The 13,453-nt window shown below is 68.1% G+C and carries 10 protein-coding genes; 5 read left to right on the top strand and 5 right to left on the bottom strand.

What is annotated here, in order from left to right:
• Positions 1 to 32: 32 nt before the first annotated feature.
• The 5 genes from P2T65_RS04595 to P2T65_RS04575 all read left to right on the top strand — a co-directional run bounded on the left by P2T65_RS04595 (position 33) and on the right by P2T65_RS04575 (position 5,732).
• Entirely contained in the window at positions 33 to 1,355 is a 1,323-nt protein-coding gene (locus P2T65_RS04595; protein WP_276199294.1) for an extracellular solute-binding protein, read from the top strand.
• Between the two features lie 132 nt (positions 1,356 to 1,487).
• Positions 1,488 to 3,167, top strand: coding sequence for an iron ABC transporter permease (locus P2T65_RS04590; RefSeq protein WP_276199400.1), 1,680 nt, complete (start codon positions 1,488 to 1,490; stop codon positions 3,165 to 3,167).
• Between the two features lie 31 nt (positions 3,168 to 3,198).
• Complete coding sequence (locus P2T65_RS04585) at positions 3,199 to 4,296, top strand: ABC transporter ATP-binding protein (RefSeq protein WP_055458771.1); 1,098 nt, start codon at positions 3,199 to 3,201, stop codon at positions 4,294 to 4,296.
• A 120-nt stretch (positions 4,297 to 4,416) separates the two neighbouring features.
• A complete protein-coding gene (gene gph, locus P2T65_RS04580; protein WP_276199293.1) occupies positions 4,417 to 5,085 on the top strand; it encodes a phosphoglycolate phosphatase in 669 nt (222 codons plus the stop codon).
• Between the two features lie 17 nt (positions 5,086 to 5,102).
• The gene (locus tag P2T65_RS04575; protein WP_276199292.1) at positions 5,103 to 5,732 is read left to right on the top strand and encodes a histidine phosphatase family protein; all 630 of its coding nucleotides are present in this window, start codon (positions 5,103 to 5,105) and stop codon (positions 5,730 to 5,732) included.
• Here the strand turns inward: P2T65_RS04575 and P2T65_RS04570 are convergent, their stop codons facing one another.
• The 5 genes from P2T65_RS04570 to P2T65_RS04550 all read right to left on the bottom strand — a co-directional run bounded on the left by P2T65_RS04570 (position 5,733) and on the right by P2T65_RS04550 (position 13,331).
• Positions 5,733 to 6,554: an ATP-binding cassette domain-containing protein gene (locus P2T65_RS04570; protein WP_055458774.1), complete on the bottom strand. Its 822-nt coding sequence runs from the start codon at positions 6,552 to 6,554 to the stop codon at positions 5,733 to 5,735. It lies immediately after the preceding gene.
• Positions 6,555 to 7,009: 455 nt separating this feature from the next.
• Positions 7,010 to 7,312 carry a hypothetical protein gene (locus P2T65_RS04565; protein ID WP_055458775.1) on the bottom strand — a complete coding sequence of 101 codons (303 nt, stop codon included), beginning with the start codon at positions 7,310 to 7,312 and terminating at the stop codon, positions 7,010 to 7,012.
• A gap of 380 nt (positions 7,313 to 7,692) precedes the next feature.
• Positions 7,693 to 9,252: an adenylate/guanylate cyclase domain-containing protein gene (locus tag P2T65_RS04560; RefSeq protein ID WP_071924610.1), complete on the bottom strand. Its 1,560-nt coding sequence runs from the start codon at positions 9,250 to 9,252 to the stop codon at positions 7,693 to 7,695.
• Positions 9,253 to 9,438: 186 nt separating this feature from the next.
• On the bottom strand, positions 9,439 to 11,040 hold the full coding sequence (locus P2T65_RS04555) for an ABC transporter substrate-binding protein (protein ID WP_063188362.1): 1,602 nt from the start codon (positions 11,038 to 11,040) through the stop codon (positions 9,439 to 9,441).
• 14 nt (positions 11,041 to 11,054) lie between these two features.
• Entirely contained in the window at positions 11,055 to 13,331 is a 2,277-nt protein-coding gene (locus P2T65_RS04550) for a HAMP domain-containing sensor histidine kinase (RefSeq protein ID WP_276199291.1), read from the bottom strand.
• Positions 13,332 to 13,453: the final 122 nt, after the last annotated feature.

The following is a 13,453-nucleotide window of genomic DNA, read 5'->3' as shown; positions in this document are numbered from 1 at the left end:
CCCAGCAGAACAGTCCATTCGGGAGGAAAAAGATGCCACGTCATTACGCCGCCGCTGCGGCGCTGATCGGCGCTGCCCTGTTCACGGGTGTCGCCTTTGCCCAGACCGGCAAGGTCACGGTCGTGACCTCCTTCTCCAAGGACGTGACGGACCCGTTCAAGCAGGCCTTCGAGAAGGCCCATCCGGGCGTCACGCTCGACGTGCAGAACCGCAACACCAATGCCGGCGTGAAATATCTCGAGGAGACGAAGGCCAACAACCAGGTCGACCTGTTCTGGGCCTCGGCGCCGGACGCCTTCGAGGTGCTGAAGGGCAAGGGCCTGCTCGAAGCCTACAAGCCCAAGGCCGAGGGCATCCCCGACAAGATCGGCTCCTATCCGATCAACGATCCCGATGGCTTCTATTCGGGTTTTGCCGCCTCCGGCTATGGCATCATGTGGAACGAGCGCTACGCCAAGGCCAATGAGCTGCCGGAGCCGAAGGATTGGCAGGACCTCGCCAAGCCGGTCTATTTCGACCATGTCGCCATGGCGGCGCCGTCGCGCTCGGGCACGACGCACCTGACCATCGAGACCATCCTGCAGGGCGAGGGCTGGGAGAAGGGCTGGCGCACGCTCAAGGAGGTGTCCGGCAACTTCCGGCAGATCACCGAGCGCTCCTTCGGCGTGCCGGAGGCCGTCAATTCCGGCCAGGTCGGCTTCGGCATCGTCATCGACTTCTTCGCCTTCTCCTCGCAGGCTTCCGGCTTTCCGGTGAAGTTCGTCTATCCGACGGTGACGACGATCGTGCCGGCCAATCTCGCGGTCGTCGCCAATGCGCCGAACAAGGCCGGCGCCCAGGCCTTCGTCGACTATCTCATCTCGCCCGCCGGGCAGGAGGTGCTGCTCGAGCCGAGCATCCGCCGCCTGCCGGTCAACCCGGCCGTCTATGACAAGGCCCCGGCCGACTATCCCAACCCCTTCAAGGATCCCTCCCTCGGGGCGCGGGTGAAGTTCGACGTCGAGGTGTCGGAGAAGCGCTCCAACGTCGTCGACGTGCTCTACGACCAGACCGTCACTTTCCAGCTCGATGCCCTGAAGGCGGCGACCAAGGCCATCCATGACGCCGAGGCGGCCCTCGCGAAGAAGGACAACGCCGAGGCCCGGGCCCTCGTCAGCGAGGCGCGCGACCTCGTCGCCGCCATGCCCATTACCGCGGAACAGGCCGCTTCACCCGAGATCACCGGCGCCTTCACCGGCGGCAAGGAGAAGGGCGCCCGCCAGGCCGAGCTCGAGCAGCAGTGGTCCGCCTTCGCCAAGGAGCGCTATGCGCAGGCGCAGGCCAAGGCCGAAGAGGCGCTCAAGCGCGCGCGCTGATCCCGCGCCACGACCGGGCGGCTCCCCGGCGGGGCCGCCCCCACGTTTTCATGTCCATTCGGGGGAGCGTCCATGGCTGACGCCACGACCGCCGGGCGTGCGCATGCGCCGTCCGGACCTTTCCGGCATTTCATGACGTCCGCGACGCCGGGGCAGCTCGCCCTCGCCCTCGCGATCACCGTCTTCCTCGCCCTCTTCCTCATCATCCCGGTGGGGACGGTGATCTACGTCGCCTTCACGGAGAAGGGCACGGGCACTTTCACGCTCGTCAATTTCGTCGACTTCGCGCGGACCGACCTCTTCATCCGCTCCTTCTGGAACTCGGTCTATGTCTCGGCGATGTCGGTGGTGCTCGCCTCGATCTTCGCCCTGCCGCTCGCCTATATCACCACGCGCTTCGACTTCCGCGGCGCGATGCTGATCCAGACGCTGGGCTTCCTGCCGCTGATCATGCCGCCCTTCGTCGGCGCGGTCGCCATGCTGCTGCTCTTCGGGCGCAACGGCACGGTCAACCTCCTGCTCAACGACTGGTTCGGCTTCCGCATCCCCTTCATGGAGGGGCTGAACGGGGTCATCTTCGTGCAGGCGGTGCACTATTTCCCGTTCATCCTCATCAATCTTTCGGCGGCGTTGCGCAACATCGACCGGGCGATGGAGGAGGCGGCGCAGAACCTCGGCTGCTCGGGCTTCCGCCTGTTCCGCCGCATCGTCTTCCCGCTCGCCATGCCCGGCTATATCGCCGGCGCCTCGCTCGTCTTCGTCAAGGTCTTCGACGACCTCGCAACGCCGCTCCTGCTCAACGTCAAGGACATGCTGGCGCCGCAGGCCTATCTGCGCGTCACGTCGATCGGCATCGCCGATCCGATGGGCTACGTCATCTCGGTGGTGCTCATCGTGATGTCGATCCTCGCCATGTGGGTGTCGGCGCGGGCGATGCGCGGCAAGGACTACGCCACCGTCCAGCGTGGCGGCGGCGGCCTCGCCAAGCGGCAGATGCGGCCGTGGGAGAGCGTCGCGGCCTATGCGGCCGTCTTGCTCATCCTCCTGCTCGTGCTCGCGCCCCACATCGGGCTCCTGCTGCTGTCCTTCGCCACGATCTGGTCCTTCAGCCCGCTGCCCGACGGCTTCACCCTCGCGCATTATGGCCGCGTGTTCGGCGAGAGCTTCGTCTACGTCAAGAACACGCTGATCTATGCCTCGCTCGCCGGACTCATCGACGTGGTGCTCGGCACGGCCATCGCCTATCTCGTGCTGCGCACGAAGCTCATCGGCCGGCAATGGCTCGACTGGGCGGCGACGGCGGCGCTCGCCATTCCCGGCGTCGTGCTCGGCATCGGCTATCTGCGCACCTTCTACGGCGTGCAGCTGCCGGACGGGACGCCGCTCGCGACGCTGTGGATCGTGATCGTGCTGGCGCTCGCCATCCGGCGCCTGCCCTATGCGCTGCGCGCCTGCTATGCCGCGCTCCAGCAGATCTCGGTTTCGCTCGAGGAGGCGGCCGAGAACCTTGGTGCCACGAAGGTGCGCACGGTGCGCCGCATCGTTCTGCCGCTGATGGCCGGCGGCATCCTTGCGGGCTTCGTGACGAGCTTCGCCACGGCGGCGGTCGAACTGTCGGCGACGCTGATGCTCGTGCAGTCGAACGCGGATGCGCCGCTCGCCTACGGGCTCTACGTCTTCATGCAATCGGCCGCCGGGCGCGGGCCGGGGGCGGCGCTCGGCGTCATCGCCGTGCTGCTCGTCGCCCTGTGCACCTTCGCCTCGCACCTCATCATCGAGAAGAGCCAGAACGCCAAGGGGGCGGGGCACTGATGCGCCCCGCCGCCCCCAAGGGAAAACGCCAATGAACCAGCCCCTTTCCGTCTCCACCCTCGGCGCCCAGGCCGTCGACGTGGATATCCGCAGCGTCGATCTCTCCTACGGCACCAACCATGTCCTCAAGGGCATCGACCTCCACATCCGGCCCGGCGAGTTCTTCGCCTTCCTCGGTCCGTCGGGCTGCGGGAAGACGACGCTGCTGCGCCTGATCGCCGGCTTCAACCGCGCCGACGGCGGCGAGGTGCTGGTCGGCGGGCGGGAGGTGTCGCACCTGCCGCCGTGGAAGCGCGACGTCGGCATGGTCTTCCAGTCCTATGCCCTGTGGCCGCACATGAGCGTGAAGCGCAACGTCGCCTTCGGCCTCGAGGAAAGGAAGGTGCCCAGGGCCGAGATCGAGCGGCGCGTCGCGGCCGCGCTGGAACTCGTCGGCCTTTCGCATCTCGCCGACCGTCGCCCTTCGCAGCTCTCCGGCGGCCAGCAGCAGCGCGTCGCCGTGGCCCGCACCATCGCCATTGAGCCCAAGGTGCTGCTGCTCGACGAGCCCCTCTCCAACCTCGATGCGAAGATGCGCGTGCAGGTGAGGCGCGAGCTGCGCGATCTGCAGCAGCGCCTCGGCCTGACGACGATCTTCGTCACGCACGACCAGGAGGAGGCGAACACGATCTGCGACCGTATCGCCGTCATGAACGACGGCGCCGTGCAGCAGGTCGGCTCGCCCATGGAGCTCTACGAGAAGCCGGCCAACCTGTTCGTCGCCAGCTTCCTCGGCACGGCCAACATCGTGCCCGGTCGCGTGATCGAGGAGGGCGGGGCGCGCCTCTTCGAGATCGACGCCGGCGTGCGCTTGCCGATCCCGGCTCATGTCACGGTGCCGGAGGGGGCCAAGCTCGTCTTCCGCCCTCAGCATGCCTCGCTCGGGGCCGACGGCGCCCGCGACGTGTCCCTGCCGGGCACGGTCCTGCACAGCGAATTCCTGGGCTCGACGGTGCGCTACGGGGTCAAGGTCGGCTCCGCCGAGGTCTCGATCGACGTACCTTTCCAGTCGGGCGAGGCCATCCACAAGCCGGGCGCCGCCGTCGAGGTGGGCCTGTCGCTGAATGCGGCTGTCTGGCTTGCATCCTGAAGGGATGTGCAGCGGTCCGCCGCGTGGCATATGCGTTGCGGCGATTTCTCGCGCGGCGGTGTCCTCCCGCCGCCGCGCGACGCCGCTCCACATTCGCGCTTCCCAATCCGAGAGCTTCCCATGACGCCCCCCAAGGCCATTCTCTTCGACCTCGACGGAACGCTCGTCGACAGTGCCCGCGACCTGACCGACGCGGTCAATGCCCTTCTCGCCGAGGAGGGGCTGCCGCAGGTGAGCCTCGCGGCGGTCAAGTCGATGATCGGCGACGGGGCGGCGAAGCTCGTGGAGCGCGCGCTCGCCGCGACGGGGGGCGACCTGTCCCGCCTGCCCGCCCATGTCGTGCGTTTCCTCGCCATCTACGAAACGGGCGCCGCCCGTCACACGGCGGCCTATCCCGGCGTGCCGGAGGTGCTCCATGAGCTCAAGCGGCGCGGGCTGAGGCTCGCCGTCGTCACCAACAAGCCCCATGCGGCGACCATGGACATCCTCGAGGCGCTCGGCCTCGCCGGCTTCTTCGGCGCGGTGATCGGCGGCGACAGCCTGCCCGAGCGCAAGCCGCACCCGGCGCCACTCGTGGCCGCGCTGGCGCGCCTCGACGTGCCGGCCGAAGCGGCGATCATGGTTGGCGACAATTATCACGACGTGGAGGCGGCGCGAGCCGCCGGCGTGCGCGCCTTCGCCGTCACCTACGGCTACAGCCACCGGCCCCACGCCGAGCTCGGGGCCGACCGCCTCCTCGACACCATGTCCGAGCTGCCGTCCCTCATCGACGAGGCGGTCGCCGCCTGAGCCTCAGGACCCATCCCATGCGACTGATCCTCATCCGCCACGGCGAGACGGAGTGGAACGCCGAGCGCCGTCTGCAGGGCCATGCCGATGCCCCCTTGTCGGAGCGCGGCATCGCCCAGGCGCGGCGGGCGGCCGCCTTCTTCGCTGCGGAGCCGGCGCCCGGCCTCGTCGTCTCCTCCGACCTCGGCCGCGCACGCCGCACGGCCGAGATCCTCGGCTTTCCCGACGCCGTGACGGATCCCCGCCTGCGCGAGATGGACCTCGGCGATTGGACGGGCCGCTTCATTGCGGAGATCGAGGCCGAGGACAGGCACGCCTATCGCGATTGGCGGCTCGGCACCCATACGCCGCCCCGGGGCGAGACGTGGCAGGCGTTCCGTGGGCGCGTCGGCGCGGCCATCGCGGACATCCTCGCCCGCGCGCCCGGAGACGCGGTCGTCGTGACGCACGAGGGCGTCGTGCGCGCCACCTGCGACGTCCTCGTCGGGCTCGCGCCCCAGAGCCTCGCGCCCCTCGTGCCGGGCGCCGTCACCGTCTTCGCGGTGAACCGCGCCGTCTCGCCGGCTGCCGCGCGCCTCCTGACGTTCAACTATGTTTCAGCGCCCGACGACCTGAAGATCCGCGGCCTCGACCACGCGCCGGTCTAGCTACCGCACGAAGCCCATGGGCTCGCCGGTGTCGGGGTGGCGCATCACGCCCATGGCGATGCCGTAGATGGTCTCGAGCTGCCGCGGCGTCATGATCGCGTCCGGCGTGCCGCGGGCGAGCAGGCGGCCGCCGCGCAGGGCGACGATCTCGTCGCAGAAGCGCGCCGCCATGTTGACGTCGTGCAGTACCACGATGACGGCGAGGCCGCGCTCGTGCGCGAGACGGCGCACCAGCGCCAGCACCTCGACCTGATGGGCGACGTCAAGGGCGGAGATCGGCTCGTCGAGCAGCAGGCATTCGGTATCCTGCGCCACCAGCATGGCGAGCCAGGCACGCTGGCGCTCGCCGCCGGACAGGGTGTCGACCAGCCGGTCGGCGAAGATCTCGACATCGGTGAGCGCCATCGCTTGGGCGACCTTCTCCCGGTCGATGGCGGAGAAGCGCCCGAGCGCGCCGTGCCAGGGATAGCGGCCGAGCGCTACGAGTTCCTTCACCAGCATGCCCGTGGCGGGCGGCGTCTGCTGCGGCAGGTAGCCGACCTTGCGGGCAAACGCCCGGTCGCCCCATTCCGGCAGCGGCCGGCCGGCGAAACGCACGGTGCCGGCCGACGGCTGCTGCTGGCGCGCCAGCAGCTTGACCAGCGTCGACTTGCCGGAGCCGTTGTGACCGATGAGGCCGACGACGCGCTTCGCCGGGAGGGTCAATGAGAGCGGTCCAAGCAGGGTGCGCTCGGGCAGCGCGAAGGCGACATCGTCGAGCGCGAAGAGCGGGCCGGTCATGTCGGATGCGGCTTCGGTCGGGCGAGTCGGGAGGTCGAGCATCGGGAGCCTCGTCAGGTGCCGACGGTGAGCATGAGGAGGTCGGCGGCTGCCGCCGGCTGCATAGCCGCACGCTGACCGGCGTTCTGGTCCCGGCAGTGCGCCCGAGCGCCGGAATACGCCCACGGAGGGGCGGCGCGCAATGGGCAATGCACGAAGCACGAGCCTTTCCATCCGATCCGGACCGCAGCGCCGGGAAATGGCCGGAGCCGGCGGGTCCCCCTCGTACGCGCCCCGCGTCCGCGAGGGCGGCAACGACGGCGTCCGTCGTGCGCTGCACATGCGTGCCGATGGCGTCGACCGCGCGGGTGGTGTCGCATTCGAGCGCCGAACCGAGCAGCGCGCGGTGCTCGCAGTGGATGTCCCGTGTCAGCAGCGTGCGCACGCGGAAAAAGGGGACGATAGCGCTTGGGATGCTCGAACATCATCCCTCTCAGGCGCAGCAGCCAGGCCGAGGGTCAGTCGAAGACGGGCGGCGGACGTGGGGGGCCGAGAACGTCGCCGAGCCACGGCATGTCCGGGTCACCACCGAGATCGTGCACTCCGGCGATGAGGCGTCCGACGGCGGGTGCCGACAGCGCCATGCCGCACAGCCCGCGCGTCTTGTCGAAAAAGGCCGCCTCGCCGACCGGATTGGCCGGCGAGCCGAGCGGATTCGTCACGCGGGTCGCGAACCAGCGTCCGTCCCGCGTCGCAATCCGCATGAAGGGCTCCTCGGTTTTGAGGACGGCGTCGTCGACGGTGAGCGCGAGCAGCGGCACCGGCTTCCTTGAAATATTCAACTAGCATTACTATTTGCGGACAAATAAATACTGCCGATCTTGCAACTTGTTATCGATAATAATTCACGGTAGATTTGTTGTGTTGCAGAAAAGTGTTTCAACTTGGCGTTGTTCCAGCCCAAACGCTAACCACTCCTGACCCTGAGCGGCTCTCATCCCCCCTAATTCGACGACCTGCTCAGGGTCGTTCCCTTTTGCCGAGGAATCGCTGAGGCGGATGCGCGGCTGCTTTGTTGATGAGCGAGTCGAACGGTTGGGAACATGCGGCGCGCTGGTGCCGTCGGCATCATCGCTGCGCCGTTCCTGCCGCTGCCATCTCCGGAACCCGCGGCGGGGCAGCATCGGAGGCAGCGGTTTGGTCACATGGCGCGCGGCCTCTCCCGTCCGGCCCGGGTCTCCAGCGCCGTCAGCGCCTTTTCGAGGAGCCGGCGCGTCTCGCCTGCCGAGCCTGCGTCGAGCGCCTTGATGTCGAGAAAGAGATCGAGGCCCTGGACCTGGCCATGGATGACGTCGGCTTCGGCCGCTCCGGAAAGTCCCCGCACGACATAAGGCACGACGGCGCGGCTCACGCCCTTGACCGCGATCGGCGCAAGCGCCTCGGCTTCGACGATGTCGCGCACCAGCGCATAGGTCTCGTAGCTGATGACAATCGAACCCGGCTGTGCGACGGCCTGCAGGCGCGCCGCGAGGTTCGCCTCCGCCCCGATGATCGTGTAGTCCATGCGGTTGTCACTGCCGAAATTGCCGACGTGACAAAAGCCGGTGTTGATGCCCATGCGCACCTCGAGCGGCTCGGCGAGGCCGCGCTTGCGCCATTCGGCGTTGAGCCGGCCGAGCGCCGCCTGCATGTCGAGCGCCATGCGCACGGCCGCGGCCGCGTCCTCCCGGACGCCGCGCGTATCGGGATCACCGAAGAAGAGCAGGATGGCGTCGCCGACGAACTTGTCGATGGTCGCCCCGTGGCGCAGCGCGATGACCGACATCTCGGTGAAATATTCGTTGAGGAGCGCGGTCAGGTCCTCCGGCTGCAGGCGCTCCGTCAGGGCCGTGAAGTCCTTGATGTCGGAGAAGAAAATGGTGAGCTTCTTGCGCTCGGCGGTTATGGCGACCTCCTTGGCGCCGCTGAAGATGCTGCGGTAGACCTGCGGCGAGAGATAGCGCGCGATCTTGGCCGAGACGGTGCCGAGGAAGGCGTTCGCCTGTGCGAGTTCGCCGTTCATGTGCCGGATGACGGCCGCCTGCCGGCTCTGCATGCGGATGAAGGCGAGGCCACACGCCGCCACCACGGCGAAATAGACGAGCAGGGACTGGAAAGAGAAGATGCTCGCCTCGATGGGCCGGCGCACGGTGACCTCCTGCACGCCGCGCACGTCGCCGACGCGCCAGTTCTGCTTCGGGCTGTCGGGATGGCTGTTGTGGCAGGCGACGCAGGCCGGGCCCATGACGATGGGCGTCGCGATGCGCACGGTGCGGTCGACGAGCGTGCCAGAGACGTCGACGACCGGCCTTGCCGCATCCTGCCGCAGTTGTTCCAGGGCCGTCTGCTCGAAGGCATCGATCGGATGGCCCGCCCGCTTGCGGAAGGGAAAATCCGAGAAGATGCGGATCTTGACCGCTCCATCGCGCGCGCTGATGCGCTTGCCGAGCTCGATGGACATGGCCGTCGGCATGGGGGCGTCCTCGCCATGGCTTTCGCCGTCGAGCCGCCCGAGCACGTCATTGGCGTAATAGGTGCGCATCTCGTCGATGAGCACGCCGATCTCGGTCGCCTCACCCTGCATCATCCGGGTGGACAGGCCCCTCAGGTCGAGCCACACCGCAAGGGGAAGTCCGACGACGAGAGGCAGGACGAGAACGGCGAGAGAGAATGTCGCCGTCCGGTGCCGGTGACGTTGTATGTGCGGAAGAGGAGCGCGCATGGCTGACCCACGAGCCGGTGGCCCGCCGCCGGGCGGGAGCCCGGCCGGTAGTGCCGATGGGGTCGAGAATGCACGAACCGCATTTCAGGCACATTGCGTCCGAAACGTTTTCGATTTCGTCATTTGCGATTCTGCCGCAATATTCGTTCGATTCTGGCTATTTCAGCTTTCGTTTGGGCTTCGCTTTCAACGCGGAGTTTCTGCCTCGAGGTCAACACCTTCGAAGACATGGCGCCCGAGCGGGTCGATGCCGAAGCCTTTCACTTCCTTGCGCGTGGCCATGAAGACGATGGAATGGGCGAGGGGAACCCAGGGCGCCTCGCGCTTGAAGACCTGCTGCGCCTGCCGGTAGAGCGCCTCGCGCTCGTTGCGGTTGCTCGTGGCCTTGGCGCGCGTGACGAGCGCGTCGTATGCGGGCAGGCACCACTTGGCGACGTTGTTGCCGCCGGGCCGGGCCGCCGCGCAGCCGAGCAGCACGTTGAGGAAATTGTCGGGGTCGCCGTTGTCGCCGGTCCAGCCGTATAGCGCGAGGGGCGGCTCGCCGGCCTGCAGCTTGGCGCGATACTGGTCCCATTCGGTGGTAACGAGACGGGCACGGATGCCGATGCGCGCGAGATCGGCCTGCACCAGCTCGGCGACGCGGCGGCCGTCGGGATTGTAGGGCCGGCTGACCGGCATGTACCAAAGCTCGGTGTCGAGCCCGTCCGGATAGCCCGCCTCGGCGACGAGGCGCCGGGCCTGCCCGGGGTCATAGGGGTAATCTTCGATCGCCTCGTTGTAGGACCACAGCAGGGGCGGGATCGGATTCTTGGCCACCGTGCCTGTGCCCCGGTGCACAGCCTCGATGATGGCGCGCTTGTCGATCGCCATGTTCACGGCGTGCCGCAGCTTGACCTTGTCGAAGGGCGGGCGCGCGGCATTCATCGCGAGATAGCCGATGTTGAGCCCTTCCTGCTGGAGGAGGCGCAGCGATGGATTGGCGGCGATGGTCTCCCGGTCGCTCGGGTTGGGGAAGGCCATGACGTGACATTCGCCCGCCTTGAGCTTGGCGAGCCGCACGGCCGGATTGGGCGTGATGGAGAAGACGAGGGTGTCGATCTTCTGCCGCCCGTTCCAGTGGTCGGCGAAGGCCCGGTAGCGGATGGCGATGTCCTTCTGGTAGCCGACGAGCGCGAACGGCCCGGTGCCGACGGGATCGGCATCGAGCCGCGCGGGCTCGCCCCGGCGCAGAAGGAGATCGCCGTATTCCGCCGACAGCATCACGTTGAAAGGCATGGCGAGATTGGCGAGGAACGGCGCTTCGGCGCGGGCGAGGCGGATGCGGACGGTGTGGTCGTCAACCTTCTCGATGGCGCGGATGAGGTCCGGCATGCCGAGGTCGCGGAAATAGTCGAAGGTGGCCCCCGGCGTGCCGTGGAAGGGATGATCCTCCTTCCATTGCCGCATCAGGGAAAAAAGGACGTCGTCGGCGTTGAAGTCGCGGGTCGGGGTGAAGACGGCGTTGGCATGGAACTTGACCCCCCGCCGCAGACGGAAGGTGTAGACCGTGCCGTCCGGCGAGATCTCCCAGGATTCGGCGAGCGCCGGCACGATCCGCGTCGTGCCGGGCACGAATTCGACGAGGTTGTTGAACATTGGCCGTCCCGCGTTCATGCCCGTCGTCGTGGTCACGATCTGCGGGTTGAGGGCCTCGGGGCTGCCTTCCGAGCAGAAGACCAGCGTCTTGGCGGCGGCGGGCGAGGCGGCGAGGGCGAGCCCGCAGGCGGCCGCCACCAGATGTTTCACCATGTTCTCCCCCTTTGTCAGAGCGCCGCGAGGGCTTCGGGCCGGGGTTCGCCGGCAAGCTGCTTCGGCATCTCGATGCGGAAGGCGGTGCCGGCGCCCGGACGACTCTCCACGTCGATGCGTCCCTGCAACTTGTTGGTGACGAGGTTGTAGACGATGTGGAGCCCGAGCCCGGTGCTGCCACGATGACGGGCGGTGGTGAAGAAGGGATCGAAGATGCGCCCCAGATGTTGCGGCGCGATGCCCTTGCCGTCGTCGCGCACGGTCAGTCGCAGCAGCTCGGGAGCGTCCTGCACGGTGACGGTGATGCGCCCGCTCTCGCCCTCCTCATAGGCATGCAGGGCGGCATTGATGATGAGATTGGTCAGCACCTGCGCGAGCGCCCCGGGATATGTGCCGACCTGCAGGTGGACGGGACAGTCCACGGTGACCATGTGCCGCGTCTTGCGCAGCAGCGGCCCGAGACTGCGAATCACGTCGTCGAGCCAGCCCTTCATCTCGAAGCGGCGCGGCTCGTCGCTCACCTGGTCGACCGCGACCTGCTTGAAGCTGTGCACGAGGTCGCTCGCCCGGCCGAGGTTGTCGAAGAGCAGGCGTGAGCCCTCCTTCATGCGATCGAGGAAATGGGCAAGGCGCGAGCGCGCCAGCTGGTTGCCGTCGAGCGCCCGCTCGAATTCCTGCGCCTCGTCACCCAGCAGCGTGGCGGTGGTCAGCGCGATGCCGAGCGGGGTGTTGATCTCGTGGGCCACGCCGGCGACGAGCTGGCCGAGAGAAGCGAGCTTCTCCGCCTGGATGAGGTCCGCCTGCGTCTGCTGCAGCTCGGCCAGCGTTTCGTCGGTCCGTTCCTTCGCGTGGCGCAGGTCGCGCTCGCGTCGGCTGATCTCGGTGACGAAGACATTGGCCGCCCGCGCCATGTCGCCGAGTTCGTCGCGCCGGTCGGATTCGGTGATGCGCCCGGCGAGCGGGTCGGCTGCGAGTGCCAGCATGCTGCTCTGCAGGCGGCGCAGTGGCATGGTGATCGACTTGGCGGCCGCGAAGGCGACCACCGAGCCGAACAGCAGGCCGATGGTGGCACCGATCACGAGCACGTGACCGATGAAGGCGCCAAGCCAGTCGGCATCGCCCGTGAAGAGTTCGTTGAGCGAGCGCGCCTTGGCCACCATGGCCGCCGCTGTCCGGTCCATGTCGGCGATCATCGCGTTCTGCTTGCGGATGCCCTCGATCGTGGTGCCGAGCCGCTCGCCCCACTCGGTGATGGCATCGATCATGTCGGTCTGGATGAGGGGTGAGATCGGCAGGGCGGCTGCGATGGCGGCGAGTTCGCCGCTGCGCGCCAGCTTGCGCTCGGCGACGTCGGCATCGCGGCGGGTGAGCGCCTCGTGCGTCTCCTGGCCGAGCTTTAGGGTGGAGACGGCGACGTTCTGGGTGGCCTGCTCGGTCTCGTTGGCCTCGACGGAATAGGTGAGGAGCTGGGCCACCTCTTCCTGCAGGGCACGCTGGGCCGTCACCTCGATCTTGAGCAGGCGGTCGCACCATGCGAGCAGGCGCTCGGCGACCGTGCCGGTCTCGGCGGGCCCCGCCGCAGCCGCGGCGCGCGTGAGGTCGTCCAGTTCGCGGGTGGCGCCGCTGCGCCCGGCACCCAGCGCCTCGGCGAGGCTGCCGGCGGCATGGCTGATCTGCGCCACAGCGAAGCCATGGTCATTGCCGTCGGGCTGTCGCAGCGCCGTCTGCAGGCCCCACAGGGTGGCGCGCAGCTGATAGGCCCGGTCGACGATGTCGCGCAGGCGCCGCAACTGCTGGTCCTTCTCGGTCAGCGTCGTGATGATGTCGGCATTCGAGGCGTGCTGCCGGGCACGAGCCTCGTCGGCCAGATTGACGAGCCTCGCGGCGCGCAGTGACATCTCGGCGATGAGACGGTCATTCACTGTCGTCACGGCGATATATTCGTCCATACGCGCGACATAGCGGGCGAGCGTGTCCTGCAGGCTCGCCACCTCGCGCCGCTGCGCCTGTGTGCGCGCGAGCGGGCCGAGCGCGGCGAGCTGAACTTGGGCGCGCGCCGCCCGCTCGCGGAAGCGCTCCGCATGCGGGTCGCGCTCGACCGGATTGGCGCTCACGTAATCATCACGGACGGTCATCGCGACGAGAAGGTCGCGATAGATGGCGCCGGCGAGGACGGCCCCGCTGCGGGCGCGTTCGGCTTCGTTCAGCAGCAGCCACGCGGCGACGGCAATGCCGGCGGCAATCGCGATGGGAATGCCGCCGACGAGCATGATCTTGTTCCTGATCCGCATGATCCCTCCGACCGACTGGAGGGCATCCTGCCCGCTCGCCGTTGCGGGGCTTTTGCGTTGCCGGTGCCGGGAGCCGCCATTTCTTTGCGGACGTGACATGATGTTTCGCGCCCGTGGCCGGG

The organism is Chelatococcus sp. XZ-Ab1 (genome assembly GCF_029309855.1).
Taxonomy (GTDB): domain Bacteria; phylum Pseudomonadota; class Alphaproteobacteria; order Rhizobiales; family Beijerinckiaceae; genus Chelatococcus_A; species Chelatococcus_A sambhunathii.
The sequence above is the reverse complement of the archived record's forward strand: the minus strand, read 5'-3'. Positions and strand labels throughout refer to the sequence as shown.

What these genes read in the sequence shown, in the direction of transcription:
- P2T65_RS04595 (WP_276199294.1), top strand. Translation starts at nt 33, where the DNA reads ATGCCACGTCATTACGCCGCCGCTGCGGCGCTGATCGGCGCTGCCCTG.
- P2T65_RS04590 (WP_276199400.1), top strand. Translation starts at nt 1,488, where the DNA reads ATGACGTCCGCGACGCCGGGGCAGCTCGCCCTCGCCCTCGCGATCACC.
- P2T65_RS04585 (WP_055458771.1), top strand. Translation starts at nt 3,199, where the DNA reads ATGAACCAGCCCCTTTCCGTCTCCACCCTCGGCGCCCAGGCCGTCGAC.
- gph (WP_276199293.1), top strand. Translation starts at nt 4,417, where the DNA reads ATGACGCCCCCCAAGGCCATTCTCTTCGACCTCGACGGAACGCTCGTC.
- P2T65_RS04575 (WP_276199292.1), top strand. Translation starts at nt 5,103, where the DNA reads ATGCGACTGATCCTCATCCGCCACGGCGAGACGGAGTGGAACGCCGAG.
- P2T65_RS04570 (WP_055458774.1), bottom strand. Translation starts at nt 6,554, where the DNA reads ATGCTCGACCTCCCGACTCGCCCGACCGAAGCCGCATCCGACATGACC.
- P2T65_RS04560 (WP_071924610.1), bottom strand. Translation starts at nt 9,252, where the DNA reads ATGCGCGCTCCTCTTCCGCACATACAACGTCACCGGCACCGGACGGCG.
- P2T65_RS04555 (WP_063188362.1), bottom strand. Translation starts at nt 11,040, where the DNA reads ATGGTGAAACATCTGGTGGCGGCCGCCTGCGGGCTCGCCCTCGCCGCC.
- P2T65_RS04550 (WP_276199291.1), bottom strand. Translation starts at nt 13,331, where the DNA reads ATGCGGATCAGGAACAAGATCATGCTCGTCGGCGGCATTCCCATCGCG.